The sequence below is a fragment of the Actinoplanes derwentensis genome (assembly GCF_900104725.1).
Classification (GTDB): Bacteria; Actinomycetota; Actinomycetes; order Mycobacteriales; family Micromonosporaceae; genus Actinoplanes; species Actinoplanes derwentensis.
In genome coordinates, this window is the sequence record NZ_LT629758.1 from 2122939 (window position 1) to 2141428 (window position 18490).

Genomic DNA, 18490 nt, shown 5'->3' on the forward strand with positions numbered 1-18490 from the left:
GGCCTGCATCTCGGCCAGACGCCGGTCGATCAGCCGGCCGGCGTCTGGAAAAAATTGCGTGCCACGCAATCTTGCGTGCCACGCAAATAGTGCTAGCGTGTGGGTATGACGGGGCTCCGGGAGCGCAAGAAGGCCGAGACTCGGGCAGCGCTCGGCTGGGCCGCCATTCACCTGGCCGCCGAGCGCGGCTACGACAACATCCGCGTCGAAGACATCGCCGAGGCGGCCGGTGTCTCCCCGCGCACCTTCAACAACTACTTCGCCAGCAAAGCCGAGGCGATCGCCTCCCGCCACCTCGACCGCAGCCTGCGCACCGCCGCCGCCCTGCGCGAGCGCCCCGCCGGCGAGCCGCTCTGGACGGCGCTCATCGCGGCCGCGTTGGAACAGTTCACCCGCGGCCCCGAGGTCGAGGCGATGCCGTCCCCGGCACACGCCCAATGGGCCGCCGGGGTCCGCACCATGCTCGCCGAGCCCGCGTTGCAGGGCGAGCGGCTGCGCGCGGTCGCGGTCGCCGAGGCCGAGCTGGCCGCCGCAGTCGCCGAGCGCACCGGCACCGACCTGGCCACCGACATGTACCCGAAACTGGTCGCCGCCGCCGCCAGCGCCGCGGTGGCCATCGCCATGCAGCACTACCTCGACAGCCCCGACCCACCCACCCCGATCGAACACCTCCTCACCGACGCCTTCACCCAGATAGCCGCCGGCCTCCCCGCCCCACCCCGCTGAGGTCCTCGGTCCGTCCGCTCGCCGGTGATCCCGCCTCACCCCAGTGTTCAGTCGCCCTGCTGTGGACCTCGTTTCGGTGGTTCGACTGAGGTCCCGCCTTCATCTCTGTCTTCAGCCGCGTCGCGCTTCCGCGGCGGGCCCGGCCGTGTGCCGCGCCCGCCGCGGCGATGGCGCACGCCCCGAAAGGATCACGATCATGATCGATGTCCTCATCGTCGGTGCCGGTCCAAACGGCCTGATGCTCGCCTGCGAGCTGGCCCTCGGCGGCGTCCAGCCCGTAGTCCTCGAACGCCACACCGCACCCACCGGCGAGCCCCGTGCCAACGGCCTCGTCGGCCAGGTCGTCCGCCTGCTCGACCGGCGCGGCCTCTACACGCGGCTCAGCGGTGACGACAACCCGCCGGTTCCGCAGCCGTCCTTCGTGTTCGGCGCGTTCCCGCTGGACCTCACGATGCTCGCGGACAACCCGCACTACGTGCTCGGCGTGCCACAGGCCCAGTTCGAAGCAGGCCTCGCCGCCCGGGCCGCCGAACTCGGCGTCGACGTCCGCCGCGGCCACGAGGTCGTCGATCTCCATCAGGGTTCCGACGGGGTCGAGGTCCTTCTCGCCGACGGTACGCGGCTCACCTCCCGTTTCCTCGTCGGCGCCGACGGCGGCCACAGCGCGGTACGCCGCCTCGCCGGCATCGACTTCCCCGGCGTCACCGACGACCGATCGGTCTCCCGGACCGCCACCGTGACCGTCCCCGAGTCCTTCCGCGACCCGGAGACCGGCGGCCTACTGGTTCCCGGCTACGGCGTCGTCCCGCCGTTCCAGCACACCCGCACCACACGCGGCCTGATCGCCTGGGCCCCGTTCCCCGGCCGCCCGGCGATCCTGACCACAACGGAGTGGCCCAGCGCGCCGGTGGGTGACCAGGCCCCGATGAGCCTGGCGGAACTGCGTGCCAGTGTCGCCCGCGTGCTCGGCGCCGACCTCGTCGTCGGCGCGCCCGACGGCCCCGGCCTGCTGCGACGGCTGAACGGCAGCAACACCCGGGTCGCCGCCCGCTACCGCGACGGCCGGGTGCTGCTGCTCGGCGACGCCGCGCACGTCCATCCCGCCATGGGCGGGCCCGGCCTGAACCTGGGCCTGCAGGACGCCGTCAACCTGGGCTGGAAACTCGCCGCCACGGTGCGGGGCTGGGCGCCACAGGGCCTGCTCGACACGTACGAGACCGAACGTCGCCCGGTCGCCGAACGCGTCGTCATGTCCACCAAGGCACAGGCGGCGCTGATCAGCCCCGGCGACGACATCACCGGCCTGCGGGAACTCTTCGCCGAACTACTGCGCAGACCGGAGGTGACCGGCCACATCGCGGCGCTGATGTCCGGCGCGGACGTCCGATACCCCGCTGACCCGGCCGATCCGCTGGCCGGTCACTGTGCTCCCGACGTGGTCGTGCTCGGTGATCGCGGACCGGTCCGCCTCGCTGAACTGACCCACACCGCCCGGCCGCTGCTGTTGGACTCCACCGGGACCTACACCGAGGTCGCCGCGCCGTGGCGGGACCGGGTCGACATGGTCACCGGCACACTGCAGGGCACAGCCGCGACCGCGTTGCTCGTACGCCCCGATTGCTTTATCGCCTGGTCCGCCGGTGATGCCGGGACGCTGCGCGCCGCCCTCACCCACCATTTCGGTCACCCCCGGTGACGAGCAGGGGCAGCGGCGGCAGCACCGCCGGTGAGATTCTGGGCGGCATGACCGATCTGGACCCCAAGGCGAACCTTCACCGGTACGTGAAACAGGCGCGTGAGGCGTTGCTCGGGAAGCTCGACGGCCTGGCGGAGTACGACGTGCGACGCCCGCTCGTGCCGACCGGCACCAACCTGCTCGGGCTGATCAAACACACCTCCGCGGTGGCCGCCGGATATTTCGGCGAGGTGTTCGACCGGCCCTTCCCCGAACCGAACCCGGCCCTGGACGAGGGTGTCGAACCGGACGAACACCTGTGGGCCACCGCCGACGAATCCCGTGACGACATCATCGGGCGGTGGCATCGGGTGTGGGCGCACGCCGACGCGACGATCGACGCGCTCCCCGTCGACGCGCCCGGCTCGGTCCGCTGGTGGGGCGACGTACCGGTGACGTTGCACCTGATCCTCGTGCACATGCTCGCCGAGCTGTCCCAGCACGCCGGCCACGCCGACATCGTGCGCGAGCTGATCGACGGCCGGGTCGGCTGGCGGAGCCCCGGCGACAACGTGATCGAGGGCGACGAGGCGTGGTGGGCCACCTACCGCGAGAAGTTGGAATCCACTGCCCGCACATTCACCTGAAGCCTGAAGACTGCTGGTCAGAGGCGTCGGCAGTAGAGGGCGTCCGGGGTGCGGGAGGAGAACAGGCGGCCGGTCCAGGCGATGCCCGCCGCGTACTCGTCGTCGGCGCACTGGCCCTTGAGATGGCCACTGGCGAACTCGCCGCCGGGGTTGCCGGACGGGCGGTTGTCGGTGCGGTCGAACCACACGGTGCGGCCGGTTCCGGCCACCGGAGTGGTCGCGGTGGCGCACAGGGCGCTGGAGACGGCGGCGCCCCGGACGGCGTACCCGATCAGGAAAGCCCCGGAGGGGCACTGGAACTTGGTGTAGCCGGAGGCCCAGTCGCTGGTCACATGGCGGTCGTCGGTGATCACCTGATGGGTGGTCCAGGTGGCGGCGGTGACCGTGTCCGTGCACAGGCCCCGGTTGCCGGTGTGACTCATCCCGATCAGGCGCTGGCCGTCGGCGCAGACGGCTTTGCGGGCACCGTTGTCCCAGTCGCCGGCGGCGCGCATCCGGGTCGAGGCGACGAAATCGCCGTGGTCGGGGCTGAGCATGGACCGGGACGGGACCGGGGTGACGTACCCGCGCAGTCCGCTCGTGGTCAGTCGCCGCCAGGCGTCGTCGCGCCAGTCGCCACCGTCGGTGATCCCGGTGCGGGTGCCGGAGCGGTCCCAGAACAGCAGGCCCCAGCCGTTCGTGGTGCGGCGCTCGGCCCAGCCGACGACCGGCCAGTACGCGAAGTCGGCGTCACTGCTGATCAGGAAGTCGGTGAACGCGGCGAACCAGTCGCGCTGCTTCGAGCCGGCCGGCGCGTTGCCGTCCACCCCGAACTCGCTGATCCACACCGGGGCGGTGAAGTGCCGGCCGGTCTCGGCGGAGACGAAGAACGCGTCCCGGTTCAGCACCGCGAACAGGTCGGCGCGGCTCAGGTCCCGGTAGCGCGGGTCGGTGGTCTCGCCGGTGCCGGTGGCACCACTGTGGTTCGGGCCGGTGTAGTCGTAGAAGTGCGCCGCGTAGACCAGCTTCCCCGAGGTGGTGAGCGTGTGCGACAACGTGCGCACCGGCTTGAGGGTGGGCCGTTCGTGAGCGAACCCGTCTACCGGGATGCCGGTCCAGTTGATCCCCTCCACGATGATCAGCAGGTTCGGGTTGGCCTCGCGCAGGATCCGGTCACCGAGGCGCTGGGACGCGGCGAACCAGTCACGGTCGTCGCCCCAGCCCCAGTTCGGGTCGTCCAGGACGTTGCGGCGCACCTCGTTGTACAGGTCGGCGCCCACCACCCGCGGATTGCCGGCGTACCGGCGGGCCATCGTCAGCCAGGCGTCCTCCCACTGCGCGGCGGTCTGCGAGGTGTTCCAGCGTTCGTTGCCGTCGACACCGCAGCACCAGCGGGTCGTGGTGGTGTGATTGTTCAGGATCACCGCCAGCCCGGCGTCGGTCAGCGCGGTCACCACCTTGTCGTACACCTGCAACGGGGTCAGGCCGCGCCACTGCGGGTTCGCGGCCACCGCCGAGTCGGCCACCGGCCGGGTGTCGCGGACCAGTTCGCTGGAGAACGGCAGGCGCACACTGTTCAGGCCGATCGCCCGGAACCCGTCGACGATCGCGGCCACCGGCGCCCGGTCCAGGCCGAGCGGGGTCCGGCCGGCGTTCTCCCCGGCGTGATGCTCGGCGTCGTCGGTGTCACTGCCCGAACCGTTCCAGGTGCCGCTGGCGCCGTGCCAGTTCCCGGATCGCAACTTGAACCGGTTCCCGTCGGCGTCGACGATGTACCGGCCGCGGGTGCTCAGGGGCGCGGTCCACCCCGGGTCGTCGGCGGCTTCAGCGGGGACCGCCGGCAGGATCAGCGCGGCGATCAGGGCGAGGGCGAGGGTTCGGCGCACGACCGTCATTCTAAAAACAATCCTTCCCATTTGGTACGGGGATATCGTGCGCCCCGTGGCTCACACCTATCCACCCCTGAACGTCGAGGTCCGCACACCCCGGCTGACGCTCGCCGGCGCCTCCGACGAACTGCTGGAACGCCTGGTGCCGCTGGTCCGGGCCGGAATCGCCGACACCGAGCCGTGGCCGTTCGACGACCCGATCTCGTTTTACGCCGACAGCCCCGACCGTGAATGGCGCTGGCTGCGCGGTATCTGGACCGGCCGGGGCCGGGTCACCCCCGACGCGTGGCGGCTGTACTTCGCCGTCCTCGTCGACGGCGAGCCGGTCGGCATGCAGGACCTGATCGGCCGCGACTACACCCGATTCGGTACGGTGACCAGCTTCTCGTGGCTGGCCCCCGGCGCCCGCCGTCAGGGCCTCGGCCGGGAGATGCGCGCGGCGATCCTGCACCTGGCGTTCGCCGGGCTGGGCGCCCGCGAAGCAGGCAGCGACGCTTTCGTGGACAACGAGGCCTCCAATCGCATCTCCCGAGCCCTCGGTTACGAACCCAACGGCACCGACTGGGATACCCGCCGCGGCGAACCGGCCCGCATCCAGCGTTGGCGCCTCGACCGACCCACCTGGGAACCGACCCGCCGCGCCGACATCACCCTGACCGGAGTTGCGGAATGCCGCCCAGTACTGGGCATCGTCTGACGCACCTACTTGACGTCGCCGGTGATCACTCCGTTCGGGTGGAGGACGATTTCGTAATGCATTCTCAACTGCCCGGGATTCCAGCCGATCTTGTTCTTGTACGAGACGGTGGGGTCGACCCACATGTCACCGTAGATGGGAAGTGTGCTGCCGCCGTTTCCGGTCCGGGGCTGACAATCTGACGACCGGGCCGGGACGCGCACGAAAATCGGTTTGGCGTCCGAGACGTCACAGCGGAGCACCCAGAACTTGGTCACCCGGCCATTCTGCCCGCACCACTTCACCGTGTAATTCCCCTTCCACAGCGTCATCCCGACGCTCTTGTAGGGATTGCTCTTGCTCCACTGCCAGCAGGCTTCCCCAGCTGCGGCCGCCGGTCCACCACCGGTGACCGTCATGACGCCGGTAGCGATCGCAGCGACCGAGAACACGGCCGCGATACGCCTTTTCACATTCCAGTTCACAGTGATCAGATTCCTTGCCATCAGAGTTTCGTCATTCCCGTCTTTTCGTGGATTCCGGGAATGCCCATGTCGACGACAAGAACGATGGCATTCTCCGATGAATGATCGAAAGGCTTCTTGGGGTGGACCGAACATTCGTGGAACACATTCGGCCGAGGAGCGGCTTGGGCTGAACTGGATGGCGGAACCTGAAAGGAGTAGCGACCGGCCGCCTCCCGCCGCACGGGTCTGTGTGGTGACCTCGGGTTCGAATCGAACCCGAGGTCACCACACTGGAACGGCACTCACGCCTTGGGCGGCGAAGCCAGGTGGCGGAGCAGGGCGGTGGTTCGTTGCTGTTCGGCCGGCGTTCCGGCGGGTGCTGCGGCGAACTCCGTGATGCCGGTTTCCGCGAGGCGGCCGATGGCGCCGGACACCGTCTCCTCGTCGCCGATGAGTGCCACGTCCTGTGGGGCGGTGACGCCCTCGAGGTCGAGGACCCGCCGGTACTCCGGCACCTGGGCGGCCATCCCGAAGCGGTCGGCGATCCTGGCCCGCGCACCGGACGGATCGCCGGTCACACACACCGGCAGACCCGCGACGATCCGTGGTGCGGGTCGGCCTTGAGCGGCCGCGATGACACGCGGTACGACGTGGGACTCCAGGGTGCGCGCGCCGGTCATCCAGGTGACGGCGCCGTCCGCGACCGAACCGGCCAGCCGGAGCATGGCCGGGCCCAACGCGGCCAGCAGCACGGGTGGTGGCTCGGCGCCGGGGACTTGGGTCGTACCGCGAATGGTCAGGAAATCGCCGGCGACCGCGACCGGCTCGCCGTGCAGCAGTGGCAGCAACCCGGCCAGGTATTCGTGCATGAAGGCGGCCGGCCGGTCGGTGGGCAGGCCGAACATGCCGCCCACCATGACGCCGACCCCCGCGCCGATGCCGAGGGTGAGCCGGTTGCCGGTGGCGGCCTGCACGCTGAGCGCCTGCCCGGCGAGCACGAGCGGATGCCGCTGGCGCACCGGGACGACGGCGGTGCCCAGCCGGACGTGCGGTGCGTGCGCGCCAGCAAGGGTGAGGGCGGTGAGCGCGTCCCAGCCCAGCGCCTGCGCCGACCACAGGGTGTCCACCTCGCTCGCGGCGGTGACCTGGTCTTTCAGGCCGTCGGCGGTGACCGGCCCGGCCACTTCGCCGATCATGATGCCGATCCTCATGTCGTGCCCCCTATCCGGAGAACTTCTCCGCTTGATGGGCGGTAGCATACGGAGAGGTTCTCCGGATGACAATGGGAGGTTCCGTGCGCAGCGACGCGTCCCAGAACCGCGACCGGGTGCTCGCCGCCGCCCGCGCGGAGTTCACCGCCCACGGCGCGGCCGCCTCGCTGAACAAGATCGCCCAGCGCGCCGGGGTCGGCCCCGGCACGCTCTACCGGCACTTCGCGTCCGCCCAGACCCTGTTGGTCGCGATCATCGCCGAGGACGTGGACACCCTCGTCTCCACCGGCCGTGACCTGCTGCGACACCCCGACCCGGCGGAGGCGCTGCGCCTCTGGCTACGGGCCGTAGCGGTCCACGCCAGCACGATGCGCGGCCTGGTCGCCACCGAACTCCTCAGCGCCGACACGGACTCCGCGCTGGCGGCCTGCCACGACAAGATCCACGACACAGGCACAGACCTTCTGGCCCGTACGGGAAACCCCGCCCGCCTCGACATCACCGACCTGCTGACCGTGGTCAACGCGGTGGCCTGGGCCCACGAACGCCTCCCCACCGACCCGGCCCGCCTCGACCGCCTCCTGCACATCGCCACCAGCGCCCTGCCCGGACCGGCGCCCCGGGTCGTCGGCGTCCGCGATCACGGTCAGCGGTAGGGGAGGTAGTGCGTGGTCCGGGCCCAGCGTGGCCAGAGCGGTAGTGGTAGCAGGGCGCCCAGCCCGTCGTAGCCGGTCTCGGTCTGAGCCGAGCCGTCGCGAAGTGTGACGGTGACGCGTGAGCGGCGGTAGGCGGCCACCTCGGACACCCGGCCGGCGATCACCGACGTGACGAGGTCGTCCAGGAACGTGAGATCGGTGGGCTCCGCGGTCAGCTCCCATCGGCCGCCGATCTCGCCGGCCTGCACGATGATCTCGGTACCCAGGTCGAGCCAGATGACTTCGCGGGCGCCACTGCGATGCGGAGTCAGCCGGACCGTCAAGCCCGGACCGGTTCTGCTGATCTCGACCTCGGCGGCACCGGCAAGATCGGCCGCGAGCCGGTGTGCCAGCGGCAGGGTTCGTTCCTCGGTCGGATCCGGCACGGGAATCTGCTCCTTCCCAGGTGTCCATGCCCGGGTGCCGCGGCGAACGGTGTCACCGATACGGACGTCACTCGGTCAGTTCGAAGGTCAGGGTGCTGCGGCGGGGGACGGCGCGCCAGAGAGCGTACAGCTGGGGGAGGCTTTTGATCGTCGCCCGGATCTGGGCCAGGGCCGCCGCTCGGCCGGGGCCGACCGGGGTGAAGTCGAGGCCGGTGTCGCCGGTCGGGAGGGTGTGGAAGCCGGGGAAACGCATGTCCAGGCTGACCTGCCAGCAACCGGGGCCGTCGTCGGTGAGCAGGGCGAGCCGGCGGGTGAAGGTGAGCGCGGCGGTCCGGTCGATCCACGAGTAGCGGCCCCACTGGACGATGAAACCGTCGGCCTCGGTGGTGGCGGCCGGGTCCAGGTGATCGATCTCGGTCTGGGTGAACTCGGTGAAGGCCAGCCACGCGGATTCCACGTCGCCCAGGTTCTCCGGGTGAACATGGTGGTTGAGCAGGAGCCGGTCGAAGGTCTCGCGAGGGTTCTCCGGCCGGACGGCGGCGGCGGCGACCCGGAACGTGTCCCGGCCCCGCTGGTCGGTCAGGCCGTACCGTAGCCGGACCACCACGGTGTGGTCGTCGTCGTGGCTGACGACGTCGCAACGCAGGTCGAGAGGCATCGGCATCCGGGAATCGCGCAGAGCCCCCGCGTTGAGCAGGGGCGCCCGCCCGAGGATCACGGCCTCATCGCCGTTCACCTCGGGCAGACGAACCTCGATCAGGGCCGGCTGGTTACCGATCCAATCGATGGCTGTAGCCGTCACGTAGTGCACGCGCCGTATGCTGCCCTACCGCGCCAAAGAGGATCATTCGGGGGGTCATAGCACGGAACAGGCCGTTCCGTTGAGGCTGAACGCCGTTGGTGCCGGGTTGGTACCGGTCCAGCTCGACAGGAAACCGAACGACGTGGAGCCGCCGGCGGGCAGATTGCCGTTCCAGGCCGCGTTACCGACGGTGACAGCAGTTCCGGATTGGCTGTGGGTGCCGCCCCACAGTTGGCTGATCTGCTGGCCGCCGGTGAACTGCCAGGCTACGTTCCACGAGGTCAGCGCGGTGGTGCCGGTGTTGGCGACTTTCACCTCACCCTGGAAGCCGCCGGTCCAGCTGCCGGTGACCCGGTAGGTGACGGCACAGGCCCCGGTGGGCGCCGGCGGACTGGGGCTGGTGCTGGTGCTGGTACTCGTACTCGTACTAGGACTGGGATTTGTGCTCGTGCTCGTGCTTGTGCTCGCGGACGGGGACGCCTCGATCTTGCTCGGGTCCACGACACCCCAGTACGCCGATTTCGCCTGCAACCTGGTGTCGAACAGCAGCGGCGCGTCCTTGCGAGTGACCGGGAACGTGTCCAGCCAGGTGTTGTCGTCGGCCAGTCCCCACAGCGTGACCGAGGTGATCTCCCCGGGGTACTGGCGGAACAGCGCGAACATGTCCCGGTAGACGTACGCCTGCTTGAGAAGCCGGTCCGCCGGAGGCGTCGGGAAGTTCTCGCTGCTCGCGGTGTAGATGCTGACGTCCATCTCGGTGACCTGCTGGTCGATGCCGAGCGGCACGAACTTGTCGATCATCGCCTTGGACTCGGCGATCGTCGGCCAGTTGACGTTGATGTGCACCTGGTGCCCGACCCCGTCGATCGGCACCCCCTCCGCCTTCAGCTGCTGCACCAGGCCGAACAGGAAGTCCCGTTTGGCCGCGACGTTGGTGTTGTAGTCGTTGATGTAGAGCTTCGCGTGCGGTGCCACCTCGCGGGCCACCCGGAACGCGGTGCGCAGGTAATCCAAACCGGCCACGTTGTACCAGTTGCTGCGGCGCAACCCGTCGGACTGGCTCTCGTCGATCACCTCGTTGACCACGTCCCACACGCCGATGTCGGTGCCGTAGTGGGCGGCCACGTTGCGGATGTGGTTGTCCAGGCGGGCCAGCAGCAGCGCCTTGTCCTCAGCGGTGGCGGTCATCGGCTGTCCGTCGGCGCCGGTGAAGACCCAGGCCGGGGTCTGGTTGTGCCACACCAGCGTGTGACCCCGGACGGCAAGACCATGTGCTTTCGCGTACGCCAGCAAAGGGTCGGCTTGGGTGTAGTTGAAAGTGTTCTCGGTCGGCTCGGTCGCGTCCCACTTCAAGGCGTTACCGGGGGTCACGCTGTCGAAATGCTTGGTCAGCAACTGTCCGTGCTCGGCGAGGATCTCCGCACCGGTGATCGCCGCACCGACCGGGAACTCGGTGATCACGTCCTTCACCGACGGGATGCCGGTCTGGATCGGCAGCGCCGGGACGTAACTGGCGGTGACGTCGTCGAGGTGGATCGGGTTCGTCGCCGACGCGGTCTCCACGTAGATCCGCAGGAACTCGACGTCGGTGGACAGGGTGTAGCGGCCGGTCAGGTTCACCCAGGCGCTGCTGGTCACTGCGGTGTTCCCGACGACCTGATCGTAAGCGGCCACCCCGCCGGTGCGCCGTTCCACACTGAGGCGCGCGTTGTCGGAGCCTTCGGCCAGACGGACCCAGACCGAGACGGTGTACGCCGTACCTTTGGTGAACGTGGCCAGCACATCCAGCGACGGTCCTTGCCAGGTGGCGGTTCGTCCGCTGGTCAGCAGGCTGCCGGTGCCGCCGTGGGCTTGGGCGGTGCTGTGCGCGAGGGTCTCGGCGGATCGTCCCGCGAAGCCCTGGACGGTGCCGTCCTCGAAGTCCTTGGTCAGCACGGTGATCGGGGTGGGGTCGTCGGCCGCACTCGCGACCGCGGCGACGGTGGCCAGCGGGACCGCCACCAGCAGGGCGGCCAGCAGGCGGGGGAGAGCGCGCATCCACGGGCTCCTTCTATTACGGGTTCTACTACCAGGGATAGAGCGACATCGTTACATGGGAGCGCTCCCATTTCAACGGTGTTAAATCGGTGGCTCTCATGGGTGATGATCATCCAGTGATTCGACAATTCGCATGGACCGATTACGACGATGTCGTCGCGGTATGGAAAACGGCCGGCCGGGACGTGGTTCCTCGCGCCGAAGTGGAGAACAAGCTGACCCGTGATCCCGAGTTGTTCCTGGTGGCGGCGGGTGAGCCGGGCATCACCGGCGTGGTGATGGGAACCTACGACGGCCGGCGCGGCTGGATCTTCCGGCTCGCCGTCGACCCGTCCCGGCGGCGGCAGGGGATCGCCACCCAGCTGGTGGCCGAACTGGAGAGGCGCTTGCTGGCGCTCGGCTGCCCCCGGGTGAACCTCCTGGTCATGCCGGACAACGAGGCGGGCCTCCGATTCTGGCAGCGCCTGGGCTACCTACCCTGCCCCGACGTGCTCTGCACCAAGCCTCTGGCACCATCTTCATCCTAGGATGCCCTAGGCGATGTGCGGCAAGCCGCACCCCTGAAACGACGGCTTCGCCGAAGAACACGATTTCTGGTACGCCCGGCCCGGTCTAGTCGGGGGATCACGCGACCCGGCCGGGCCGGTCGGTAAACTGCCCGGACCGTGGCCGTGATCGTTTACTGGTGCGTCCACGCGTGGCCCCTCCGCTAGGAGACCCGATCCCATGCGACCCGATCACCGCGACACCGGCTCGATGAGTGAGCCGCTCGTGCCGGATTCCGCCCCCGATTCCAGCCCTGATCCCGGCCTTGAATCCGGCCTCGATCCTGGCTCTGGCCCGGCGCCTCGGCAGGCGGCCGTCCTAGCCGTGGTCGCGGCTGGGGGAGTCCTCGGCGCTTGCGCCCGCTACGGCGCGACCCTGATCTGGCCGGCCACCCCCGGCGCGTTCCCGTGGACCACGTTCGGGATCAACGTCTCCGGTTGCGCGCTGATGGGCGTCCTGATGGTCCTGATCACCGAGCGCTTCACCGTCCATCCGCTGGTCCGGCCGCTTCTCGGTACCGGCGTTCTCGGCGGCTACACCACCTTCTCCACCTACGCCGTCGACGCCCAGCACCTCGTCGACACCGGCCATCCCGGCATCGCACTGTTCTACCTGGTAGCCACGCTCAGCGCAGCGCTGCTCGCGGTCTGGGGCGCGGCGGCACTCACCCGGTACGTCGTTGCCGTGGCTCGTGTGGTTCCTCCTTCTCCGGAGGCCGGCGCGTGGACTGGTTGATGGTCATCCTCGGAGCCCTGATCGGCGCTCCGCTGCGCTACCTGATCGACAGCACCGTCCAGCGCCGCCTGGGCACCGGGTTCCCGTGGGGAACCTTCGCCGTGAACATGGCCGCCTGCACCGGACTCGGCCTGCTGACCGGTGCCGCCACCGAGATCACCGTGCCCGAAGCCCTGCAGCACCTGATCGGGCCCGGCCTCTGCGCGACCTTGAGCACCTATTCCACGTTCTCCTTCGAGACCATCCGCCTGACCGAGACCAGCGCGAAGCTGCTGGCCGCCGCCAACGCCATCGGGAGTGTCCTGGCGGGACTGGCCGCCGCCTACCTCGCCGGCCACCTGGCCGCCGCGCTCGTCGGCTAGCCCTCACGGCCCCGACGATCGTCAGGAGCCGGTAGGCGGTCTCGACACCACTGGTCCGGCTCGTCGTGGACCTACGAACAACCCGCGAGTTCCCTGCGGTAGCTCGGCCCCTGGCGACGTCCTGGCCAGGGGCTTTCTCTCGCAGATCCCTCGATCGAGCGGGTCGACGTAGCTTCAGGATTCCTGAGCCGTTGTCGTTATCAGCGCCGGTTTTCCGACTCTGGTGAAGGCGAGGTGGCTCGGGTTGGCCCTGGCTGTGGTGTGGGACCTGCGGCAGGCGCGGCGGCCCGCGACAGCCGACGAGATCGAGGCCTTCGAGACCGACGTGCTGGCCCGGTCGGCGGCCGGGCTTTCCGACGACACGATCCGCGGCGACGTCAGTCATCTGGACCAGGTACGTACCTGGTTCGGTCGTCCGCTGTGGGAGATGGAACCGTCCGACGGCCGACGCGTACTTCGGCAAGGTGCTGCGCGACGACGGCGACCTCGGCAACCGGCGCATCATCATCGCCGGCCGGATCCGGCCCCTGGACGACCTCACCCACCAGCTCCTGCGCCAATGGCTGGATCATCGACAACGCCGCTGGCCGCGCACTACCAACCCGTATCTGCTGATCAACCAGCAGACCGCGACCGAGACCGGCCCGGTCAGCACCTTCTGGACCAAGAACGCGCTCCGCGGCCATGCCGCCACCCTGGAACGCCTGCGCCGCGACCGGCAACTCGAAGAAGCCCTCACCCACGGCGGCGACCCGCTGCACCTGGCCGCGGTCTTCGGCATCGACGCCAAGACCGCGATCCGCTACGCCACCACCGCCCGCCAACTCCTGGAGTCAGCCGCCGAGCGGTATGACACGGTCCGGGACCCTCGAAGCCACGGCCAGCCGTAAATCTAGCCGATCATCCTCGCTGGTGCTTTTGCTCCTGGCGGTCAGGATGGCTGGACTTGCTCGAAGAGGGCGAGGGCTTCGGCGGGGTCCGGGCTCACGAGGCGTTCCAGGCCGGCCGTCGTGATCTTCGCCCACTTGCTGGCTCGTGCCCACATTTGTTCCTCGAAGGCGCGGACGGCCTTGTCCAGATCTTCCGGCCCCGCGGCGATGGACGCGGCGAGCTCGGCCCCGTCGAGCATGGCGAGGTTTGCGCCGGCACCCAACGGCGGCATCAGGTGGGCGGCATCGCCCAGGAGCGTCACCCCGTGGACGTGGGCCCAGATGTGGGATTCGGGCAGGACGTAGATGGGGCGGTGGACGAAAGCGGTGCCGTGGCTGAGCAGGTCGAGCACGGGAGCGGCCCAGCCGTCGAACAGGGCCAGAAGGCTCGATCGCACGGCTTCGACGTCGGCCAGATCCAGGCCAGCGTGCCAGTCCCGCGGCGCGCGGAACTTGGCGTAGACCTTGACATGACCGCCGCTGTTGCGCTGGGCACCCAGGGATCGGTTCACGCCGTACACGGCCACCGAACCGTCGCCGATCAACCGGGCGAGATCAGGATGGCTGTTGTCGACGTCGTCCAGGGAAGTCTCGACCGCGGTGACGCCGGTGTACTGCGGTGTCACCGGCGAGACCGCCGGGCGAACCCGGGACCAGGCGCCGTCCGCACCCACCACCAGATCGAACGTCTCCTGTCGCCCGTCCGCAAAATGAACCAGGGGGCCATCGCCGGTCCTTGGTACCACCTGCGTCACCTCCCGTCCCCACCTGACGTCGAGAGGACCGAGTAGCAGGTCACGCAGTTGCCCGCGGTCGATCTCGGGATTGGCCCGCTCATCCGGGTGGGGTCGCCAGTCCCTCAGAACAGTTCCAGCGGTGTCCAGGATGCGCATGGCCTGTCCCTCGGGCCGAGAAAGCGTCTGAAACTCCGCCAGCAGACCTGCCTTTTCCAGTGCCAACTGGCCGAGCCCTTCGTGCAGGTCCAGCGTGCCGCCCGGGGGACGGGAGTCGGGGGCGGGATCGCGTTCGAGGACGGCGACGGGGTAGCCATGCCGGTGCAGGACACGGGCGAGGGTCAGGCCCGCGGGGCCGCCACCGACTACAGCGATACGATGTCTCATGGCGATACACCGTATTTCGATCGTAGGATGTCTCGCAACAGCAGGGAGTGACCGTGACGGTGTGGGATCGGCCGGAGCCGCCGAATGCCCCCGTGCCGCTCGACCGGGAGCGGATCATCGCCGCCGCCGTCGCGCTGGCCGACGAGGGCGGGCTGGAGGCGGTGTCGGTGCGCAAGGTCGCCGCCCGGCTGAACGCGGGCCCGATGCGGCTGTACGGATACATCTCCGCCAAGGACGACCTGTTCGACCTCATGGTCGACGAGGTCAACGCCGAGATTCTCCCCGGGGAACAGTCCGGTGACTGGCGGGAGACGCTGCGCGTCCTCGCCCACCGCACCAGGCAGGCCGCTCTCCGCCACGAATGGCTGGCCGACCTGCTCGGTGGCCGCCCTACCCTGGGCCCGCACGGCCTCGCCGTGACCGAGGCCAAGCTCGCCGCCCTCGACGGCCTCGCCGACATCGACACCGTCATGCGCGCCGCGGAGACCGTCGGCGCCTACGTCACCGGCGCGATCCGGCGCGAGATTGCGAACCTGCGGGCCGAACGCGCCACGGGCCTGTCCAAGCGCGACTGGCAACGGGACTTCGGCCCGCATGTGACCAGAATGTTGGCCACCGGGCGCTTCCCGTCTCTGGCCAAGGCCGTACACGACGGCACGGACATGGACGCCGCGGAATCCTTCGCCACCGGCCTGGACTGGGTCCTCGACGCCATCGCCGCCAAACTCACCCGGCCACCGGTGTGACGCTCAAGTCTTGCCGAATGCGATCCTTCTCCTCTGCGGCTTGCCGGAGCGTCGGGAGTCCCCGGGCCAACACTGGGGGTTCACCGCGAACCCAAGGACGGAAACCATCCAACAGGCATGAACCCGCTTGAGTTCCAGCTGAAGAACCTTCAGTTCGCCTGAACTCGCGGAAGTCTCGGTCCTCGACTGACGATCTCGTGAAAACTAGCGGTAAGGCTGGTCAGAGGCCCGGCGGCGGGTAGTTGCCGACCGGGTGCGATCCTTGTTGGTCACCGGTTGACTCACCCCTATGCCGACCATCGTGAAGGTGCTCGGGCGCTTCTCGGTGAACATGGCGCTGGTCTACGCCCAGATCAGCGGCCAGGAGGTACTCCGCGACCACAAGACCGTCTTGGCGCCCGGCGCGATCATCGCCGGCCCTGCCGCCATGGACATCAGGTCCGGCGTGCTGGCGGTCGAGGACGTCGAGATGAACTACTGATAGTGCCTGCGGATGGCCGGTGCGGCGAAAGACTCCACGGGGCGCGCGTCATCTGCGGCAGAAGCGGACGATCGGCTTGGCAACCGCTTTGCGATCATTGATTCGTGTCCCTGCGAGACAGCTGTGGAAGCCGCTCGACAACTGCTCGAAGACCGTGGGGGGAGTTGGTCCATGCACGGTGACGTACTGGTTTGCGACAACGAGTATGCGGCTCGGCGGCTGGGTGGGCTTCCGCCCGAAGATCTGCTCAACGTCACGCGGGCACTTCAGTAAAGACGGGTGGCTGACCTCCGCCGGCCATCCCGAGGCTCATCAGCGCTCGACGCGATCCGGGCCGAGGACAAACCCGCGGCAGCGGATGACCGCTCTCGTCTCCGAGCCGGCGGCCCGGCCGGCCACCGCCGACCTGTCCGCGCGGGGCCGTTACGTCCGGGTGTGGCCGGCCGGCACGGCCCCGAGTGCACTCACCATCGCCGAAGTGGAGGTGTTCGGCCGTTAGCAGTCGTTACGAGCCACCCACGCCCAGATCTTCGCCGGCCGCATGTCACCGTTCTGCCGGTACGGGCCGAGTTTGAACGTCCCCGGCCCCTGCCCGGTCACCTTCACCGGGTAGGCGTTGTTGTTGAACACCGACTTCGTCTTGATCGCCGGGATCTCCTTCGGATCGCAGATCGGCGACAGGCCGGAGACCACGACCATCCGGCCGTCGCCGTCGGTCTGGCCGTAGAAGCAGACGGAGTTCTTCGGGCAGTCGTTCCAGGCCAGGTCGCCGGCTGCTGCCGGGGCGCCAGATCCGGCGATCAGCGCCCCGGCGATGCCGAGAACGATTCCGATTCTGTTCACCAGTGTTTCCCCCGTATCAGTGGAGTGCTAAGGAGGATCACAGTAGGGACATAAAGTCCCTTTGGTGACAAGTTGGTCGCCGGATAATCCGAGCGGGCGGTCACGAATCCGGCGGATCGGGGTCGACAGAGCCTACGGTTGCGCGGGCTGGCCTCGGCGTGACGCCCGACGGTCGCGGATGCCGAACATGATCGCCGAGACCACGCCGGATGCCATGCCCACACCCAGGAACACCAGGACCGCGCCGACCGCGAACAGGCCGGACTCGTCCTTCCGGGCCGCATCGATGGTGAACACGACGGTGAACCCAAGGGTCAGGGCGGTGGCCGCCGGCACCTCCCAGGCCCCGGCCAGTACCGCGGTGACCAGGAGGACCAGCAGTGTCACGGCGCAGCCGGAGATCTGCCCGGCCTCATACGGGCCGCTTTCCACGCCGGTGGCCGGATCGAGCTGGTACTGGTCATCCCAGCCCAGCCACGCGTACCACGTCAGGGCGGACAGCGCCGCCACCAACACAGCGGCGGCTGTTTGAAACAGGAAGCCGCGCTTCTTCGCCATGGGGTGTCTCCTCGAACGTGCCGCGAATGTCGCCGCGAACCCGGCGGCGCCCGGGACCCGGTGCCGATCCGGTCATGCCGGCCCGGCATCACAACCTAGCGGCGTCACCCGAGTAGTACTTAACGGAGCCCGCGGCCGTGCCTTCGGCACTACGGTCGTCATCCGGGGTCGCATGCTGGCCGCCAGCCACAGCCCATCGTCCGACTGCTCAATCTTCTCGATGCTGAGCGTGTCGAGGTGGCTGGATCGTCGCGTCACACAGCAGGGCAACAAGCCATCAGCGATAGTCAATCACACTTTCTGTGCCAGAACCGAGGTTCGGGGCCAGGTGTCGCTGAGTCGTTGGAGCCAGCGAGATCTTGTAAAACTCGATGTTTGCGAGTTTCGGAGCCACCGGCCGACTCGGTAGCGCCTCACCCGCAGACAGAGCTTGTGATGACGCATGGTGACTGCCGGGATGGGAAGGGCGCGATGTCGGCGGCAGATCCAGATGACGTTAGCTGTCATGCCATGATGCGGCATGGACATTCAGCACGAGGAACCTCTGCCGTTCGCTGATCGAGGTAAGGCAGCAAGTTCCGAGGCCGCCGACCTGGTTCACGGAGACGGAGCGTCGCCTTCTCCTATCAGAGACCGTCACTGGGACGACGAAGAGGGCATCCGGTGGCATATGAGTGGCCGCCCGATAGAAGCCTATCCCGCCGCGGTACGACGGCAGTTGCAACGAACTGGCCTGCATGTTTTGTATGCTGACGGCTCCGCACCCCGCGAGGTGTTCGGCGAACAACGTAGAGCGCTGATCGAACGAGTGCAGCGGTCTGTGGTCAGCGGCGCCGAACCTCCGAGCGATTTCTCGCTGGCCGATTTCCGCACGGGAGATCATCGAGTCATGCTGGTTATCGAAGAGGTCTATTGATGGTGGTAGCTGGCCTTCTGGCATGACCGATCGCACTCTCGCCGGCATGAGTGCGCATTGCCC

Annotated in this window: 22 protein-coding genes; 13 read left to right on the forward strand and 9 right to left on the reverse strand. The window is 68.7% G+C overall.

Annotated elements, in window-relative coordinates:
* Nucleotides 1–105 precede the first annotated feature (105 nt).
* The 3 genes from BLU81_RS09715 (at nucleotide 106) to BLU81_RS09725 (ending at nucleotide 3048) form a co-directional block, all read left to right on the forward strand.
* Nucleotides 106–726, forward strand: coding sequence for an acyl-CoA-like ligand-binding transcription factor (locus tag BLU81_RS09715; protein WP_092543595.1), 621 nt, complete (start codon nucleotides 106–108; stop codon nucleotides 724–726).
* 196 nt (nucleotides 727–922) lie between these two features.
* Nucleotides 923–2422, forward strand: coding sequence for an FAD-dependent monooxygenase (locus BLU81_RS09720; protein WP_092543597.1), 1500 nt, complete (start codon nucleotides 923–925; stop codon nucleotides 2420–2422).
* Nucleotides 2419–3048, forward strand: a complete 630-nt coding sequence (locus BLU81_RS09725) for a DinB family protein (protein WP_307833791.1) — start codon at nucleotides 2419–2421, stop codon at nucleotides 3046–3048. The genes BLU81_RS09720 and BLU81_RS09725 overlap by 4 nt, the downstream gene beginning before the upstream one ends.
* Before the next feature lie 17 nt (nucleotides 3049–3065).
* Here the strand turns inward: BLU81_RS09725 and BLU81_RS09730 are convergent, their stop codons facing one another.
* Nucleotides 3066–4922: a glycoside hydrolase family 5 protein gene (locus BLU81_RS09730; protein WP_092543599.1), complete on the reverse strand. Its 1857-nt coding sequence runs from the start codon at nucleotides 4920–4922 to the stop codon at nucleotides 3066–3068.
* Nucleotides 4923–4968: 46 nt separating this feature from the next.
* Between BLU81_RS09730 and BLU81_RS09735 the strand changes: the two genes are divergently transcribed.
* Entirely contained in the window at nucleotides 4969–5613 is a 645-nt protein-coding gene (locus tag BLU81_RS09735; protein ID WP_092543601.1) for a GNAT family N-acetyltransferase, read from the forward strand.
* A 5-nt stretch (nucleotides 5614–5618) separates the two neighbouring features.
* On the opposite strand, the gene BLU81_RS09740 is transcribed toward BLU81_RS09735, so the two are convergent.
* Entirely contained in the window at nucleotides 5619–6098 is a 480-nt protein-coding gene (locus BLU81_RS09740) for a hypothetical protein (RefSeq protein WP_157751441.1), read from the reverse strand.
* A gap of 263 nt (nucleotides 6099–6361) precedes the next feature.
* The gene (locus BLU81_RS09745; protein ID WP_092543605.1) at nucleotides 6362–7270 is read right to left on the reverse strand and encodes a TIGR03564 family F420-dependent LLM class oxidoreductase; all 909 of its coding nucleotides are present in this window, start codon (nucleotides 7268–7270) and stop codon (nucleotides 6362–6364) included.
* A gap of 83 nt (nucleotides 7271–7353) precedes the next feature.
* On the opposite strand from BLU81_RS09745, the gene BLU81_RS09750 reads away from it, so the two are divergent.
* The gene (locus tag BLU81_RS09750) at nucleotides 7354–7926 is read left to right on the forward strand and encodes a TetR/AcrR family transcriptional regulator (RefSeq protein ID WP_092556837.1); all 573 of its coding nucleotides are present in this window, start codon (nucleotides 7354–7356) and stop codon (nucleotides 7924–7926) included.
* On the opposite strand, the gene BLU81_RS09755 is transcribed toward BLU81_RS09750, so the two are convergent.
* The 3 genes from BLU81_RS09755 to BLU81_RS09765 all read right to left on the reverse strand — a co-directional run bounded on the left by BLU81_RS09755 (nucleotide 7917) and on the right by BLU81_RS09765 (nucleotide 11190).
* Nucleotides 7917–8351 carry a hypothetical protein gene (locus tag BLU81_RS09755; RefSeq protein ID WP_092543607.1) on the reverse strand — a complete coding sequence of 145 codons (435 nt, stop codon included), beginning with the start codon at nucleotides 8349–8351 and terminating at the stop codon, nucleotides 7917–7919. The two genes, BLU81_RS09750 and BLU81_RS09755, sit on opposite strands and share 10 nt — an antisense overlap.
* A gap of 67 nt (nucleotides 8352–8418) precedes the next feature.
* A complete protein-coding gene (locus BLU81_RS09760; protein WP_092543609.1) occupies nucleotides 8419–9162 on the reverse strand; it encodes a hypothetical protein in 744 nt (247 codons plus the stop codon).
* A gap of 45 nt (nucleotides 9163–9207) precedes the next feature.
* Nucleotides 9208–11190: an endo-1,4-beta-xylanase gene (locus BLU81_RS09765; RefSeq protein WP_092543611.1), complete on the reverse strand. Its 1983-nt coding sequence runs from the start codon at nucleotides 11188–11190 to the stop codon at nucleotides 9208–9210.
* Between the two features lie 116 nt (nucleotides 11191–11306).
* On the opposite strand from BLU81_RS09765, the gene BLU81_RS09770 reads away from it, so the two are divergent.
* From BLU81_RS09770 to BLU81_RS49510, 4 genes are all read left to right on the forward strand, one after another.
* On the forward strand, nucleotides 11307–11717 hold the full coding sequence (locus BLU81_RS09770; RefSeq protein ID WP_231954349.1) for a GNAT family acetyltransferase: 411 nt from the start codon (nucleotides 11307–11309) through the stop codon (nucleotides 11715–11717).
* Between the two features lie 199 nt (nucleotides 11718–11916).
* Entirely contained in the window at nucleotides 11917–12471 is a 555-nt protein-coding gene (locus BLU81_RS09775) for a fluoride efflux transporter FluC (protein ID WP_231954350.1), read from the forward strand.
* The gene (locus BLU81_RS09780; protein WP_373873295.1) at nucleotides 12471–12833 is read left to right on the forward strand and encodes a fluoride efflux transporter FluC; all 363 of its coding nucleotides are present in this window, start codon (nucleotides 12471–12473) and stop codon (nucleotides 12831–12833) included. The genes BLU81_RS09775 and BLU81_RS09780 overlap by 1 nt, the downstream gene beginning before the upstream one ends.
* A 464-nt stretch (nucleotides 12834–13297) precedes the next feature.
* Nucleotides 13298–13723 carry a hypothetical protein gene (locus BLU81_RS49510; RefSeq protein ID WP_197686491.1) on the forward strand — a complete coding sequence of 142 codons (426 nt, stop codon included), beginning with the start codon at nucleotides 13298–13300 and terminating at the stop codon, nucleotides 13721–13723.
* A 41-nt stretch (nucleotides 13724–13764) separates the two neighbouring features.
* On the opposite strand, the gene BLU81_RS09790 is transcribed toward BLU81_RS49510, so the two are convergent.
* Nucleotides 13765–14883, reverse strand: a complete 1119-nt coding sequence (locus BLU81_RS09790; protein WP_092543617.1) for an FAD-dependent oxidoreductase — start codon at nucleotides 14881–14883, stop codon at nucleotides 13765–13767.
* 53 nt (nucleotides 14884–14936) lie between these two features.
* Between BLU81_RS09790 and BLU81_RS09795 the strand changes: the two genes are divergently transcribed.
* The 3 genes from BLU81_RS09795 to BLU81_RS47790 all read left to right on the forward strand — a co-directional run bounded on the left by BLU81_RS09795 (nucleotide 14937) and on the right by BLU81_RS47790 (nucleotide 16609).
* Nucleotides 14937–15629, forward strand: a complete 693-nt coding sequence (locus tag BLU81_RS09795; protein ID WP_092556841.1) for a TetR/AcrR family transcriptional regulator — start codon at nucleotides 14937–14939, stop codon at nucleotides 15627–15629.
* Between the two features lie 289 nt (nucleotides 15630–15918).
* Nucleotides 15919–16110: a hypothetical protein gene (locus BLU81_RS09800; protein ID WP_092543619.1), complete on the forward strand. Its 192-nt coding sequence runs from the start codon at nucleotides 15919–15921 to the stop codon at nucleotides 16108–16110.
* Between the two features lie 358 nt (nucleotides 16111–16468).
* Nucleotides 16469–16609 (forward strand): hypothetical protein, encoded by a 141-nt coding sequence (locus BLU81_RS47790; RefSeq protein WP_157751442.1) that lies wholly within the window; start codon nucleotides 16469–16471, stop codon nucleotides 16607–16609.
* On the opposite strand, the gene BLU81_RS09805 is transcribed toward BLU81_RS47790, so the two are convergent.
* Nucleotides 16606–16953, reverse strand: coding sequence for a peptidase inhibitor family I36 protein (locus BLU81_RS09805; RefSeq protein WP_157751443.1), 348 nt, complete (start codon nucleotides 16951–16953; stop codon nucleotides 16606–16608). The two genes, BLU81_RS47790 and BLU81_RS09805, sit on opposite strands and share 4 nt — an antisense overlap.
* 132 nt (nucleotides 16954–17085) lie before the next feature.
* On the reverse strand, nucleotides 17086–17511 hold the full coding sequence (locus tag BLU81_RS09810) for a hypothetical protein (protein WP_092543623.1): 426 nt from the start codon (nucleotides 17509–17511) through the stop codon (nucleotides 17086–17088).
* Nucleotides 17512–18031: 520 nt separating this feature from the next.
* On the opposite strand from BLU81_RS09810, the gene BLU81_RS47795 reads away from it, so the two are divergent.
* On the forward strand, nucleotides 18032–18427 hold the full coding sequence (locus tag BLU81_RS47795) for a hypothetical protein (protein WP_157751444.1): 396 nt from the start codon (nucleotides 18032–18034) through the stop codon (nucleotides 18425–18427).
* Nucleotides 18428–18490 lie beyond the last annotated feature (63 nt).

Bases quoted from the DNA above. Each gene is read 5' to 3' on its own strand.
- BLU81_RS09715 (WP_092543595.1), top strand. From the start codon at position 106: ATGACGGGGCTCCGGGAGCGCAAGAAGGCCGAGACTCGGGCAGCGCTC.
- BLU81_RS09720 (WP_092543597.1), top strand. From the start codon at position 923: ATGATCGATGTCCTCATCGTCGGTGCCGGTCCAAACGGCCTGATGCTC.
- BLU81_RS09730 (WP_092543599.1), bottom strand. From the start codon at position 4,922: ATGACGGTCGTGCGCCGAACCCTCGCCCTCGCCCTGATCGCCGCGCTG.
- BLU81_RS09740 (WP_157751441.1), bottom strand. From the start codon at position 6,098: ATGGCAAGGAATCTGATCACTGTGAACTGGAATGTGAAAAGGCGTATC.
- BLU81_RS09745 (WP_092543605.1), bottom strand. From the start codon at position 7,270: ATGAGGATCGGCATCATGATCGGCGAAGTGGCCGGGCCGGTCACCGCC.
- BLU81_RS09765 (WP_092543611.1), bottom strand. From the start codon at position 11,190: ATGCGCGCTCTCCCCCGCCTGCTGGCCGCCCTGCTGGTGGCGGTCCCG.
- BLU81_RS09775 (WP_231954350.1), top strand. From the start codon at position 11,917: ATGCGACCCGATCACCGCGACACCGGCTCGATGAGTGAGCCGCTCGTG.
- BLU81_RS09780 (WP_373873295.1), top strand. From the start codon at position 12,471: ATGGTCATCCTCGGAGCCCTGATCGGCGCTCCGCTGCGCTACCTGATC.
- BLU81_RS09790 (WP_092543617.1), bottom strand. From the start codon at position 14,883: ATGAGACATCGTATCGCTGTAGTCGGTGGCGGCCCCGCGGGCCTGACC.
- BLU81_RS09800 (WP_092543619.1), top strand. From the start codon at position 15,919: ATGCCGACCATCGTGAAGGTGCTCGGGCGCTTCTCGGTGAACATGGCG.
- BLU81_RS47790 (WP_157751442.1), top strand. From the start codon at position 16,469: ATGACCGCTCTCGTCTCCGAGCCGGCGGCCCGGCCGGCCACCGCCGAC.
- BLU81_RS09810 (WP_092543623.1), bottom strand. From the start codon at position 17,511: ATGGCGAAGAAGCGCGGCTTCCTGTTTCAAACAGCCGCCGCTGTGTTG.
- BLU81_RS47795 (WP_157751444.1), top strand. From the start codon at position 18,032: ATGGACATTCAGCACGAGGAACCTCTGCCGTTCGCTGATCGAGGTAAG.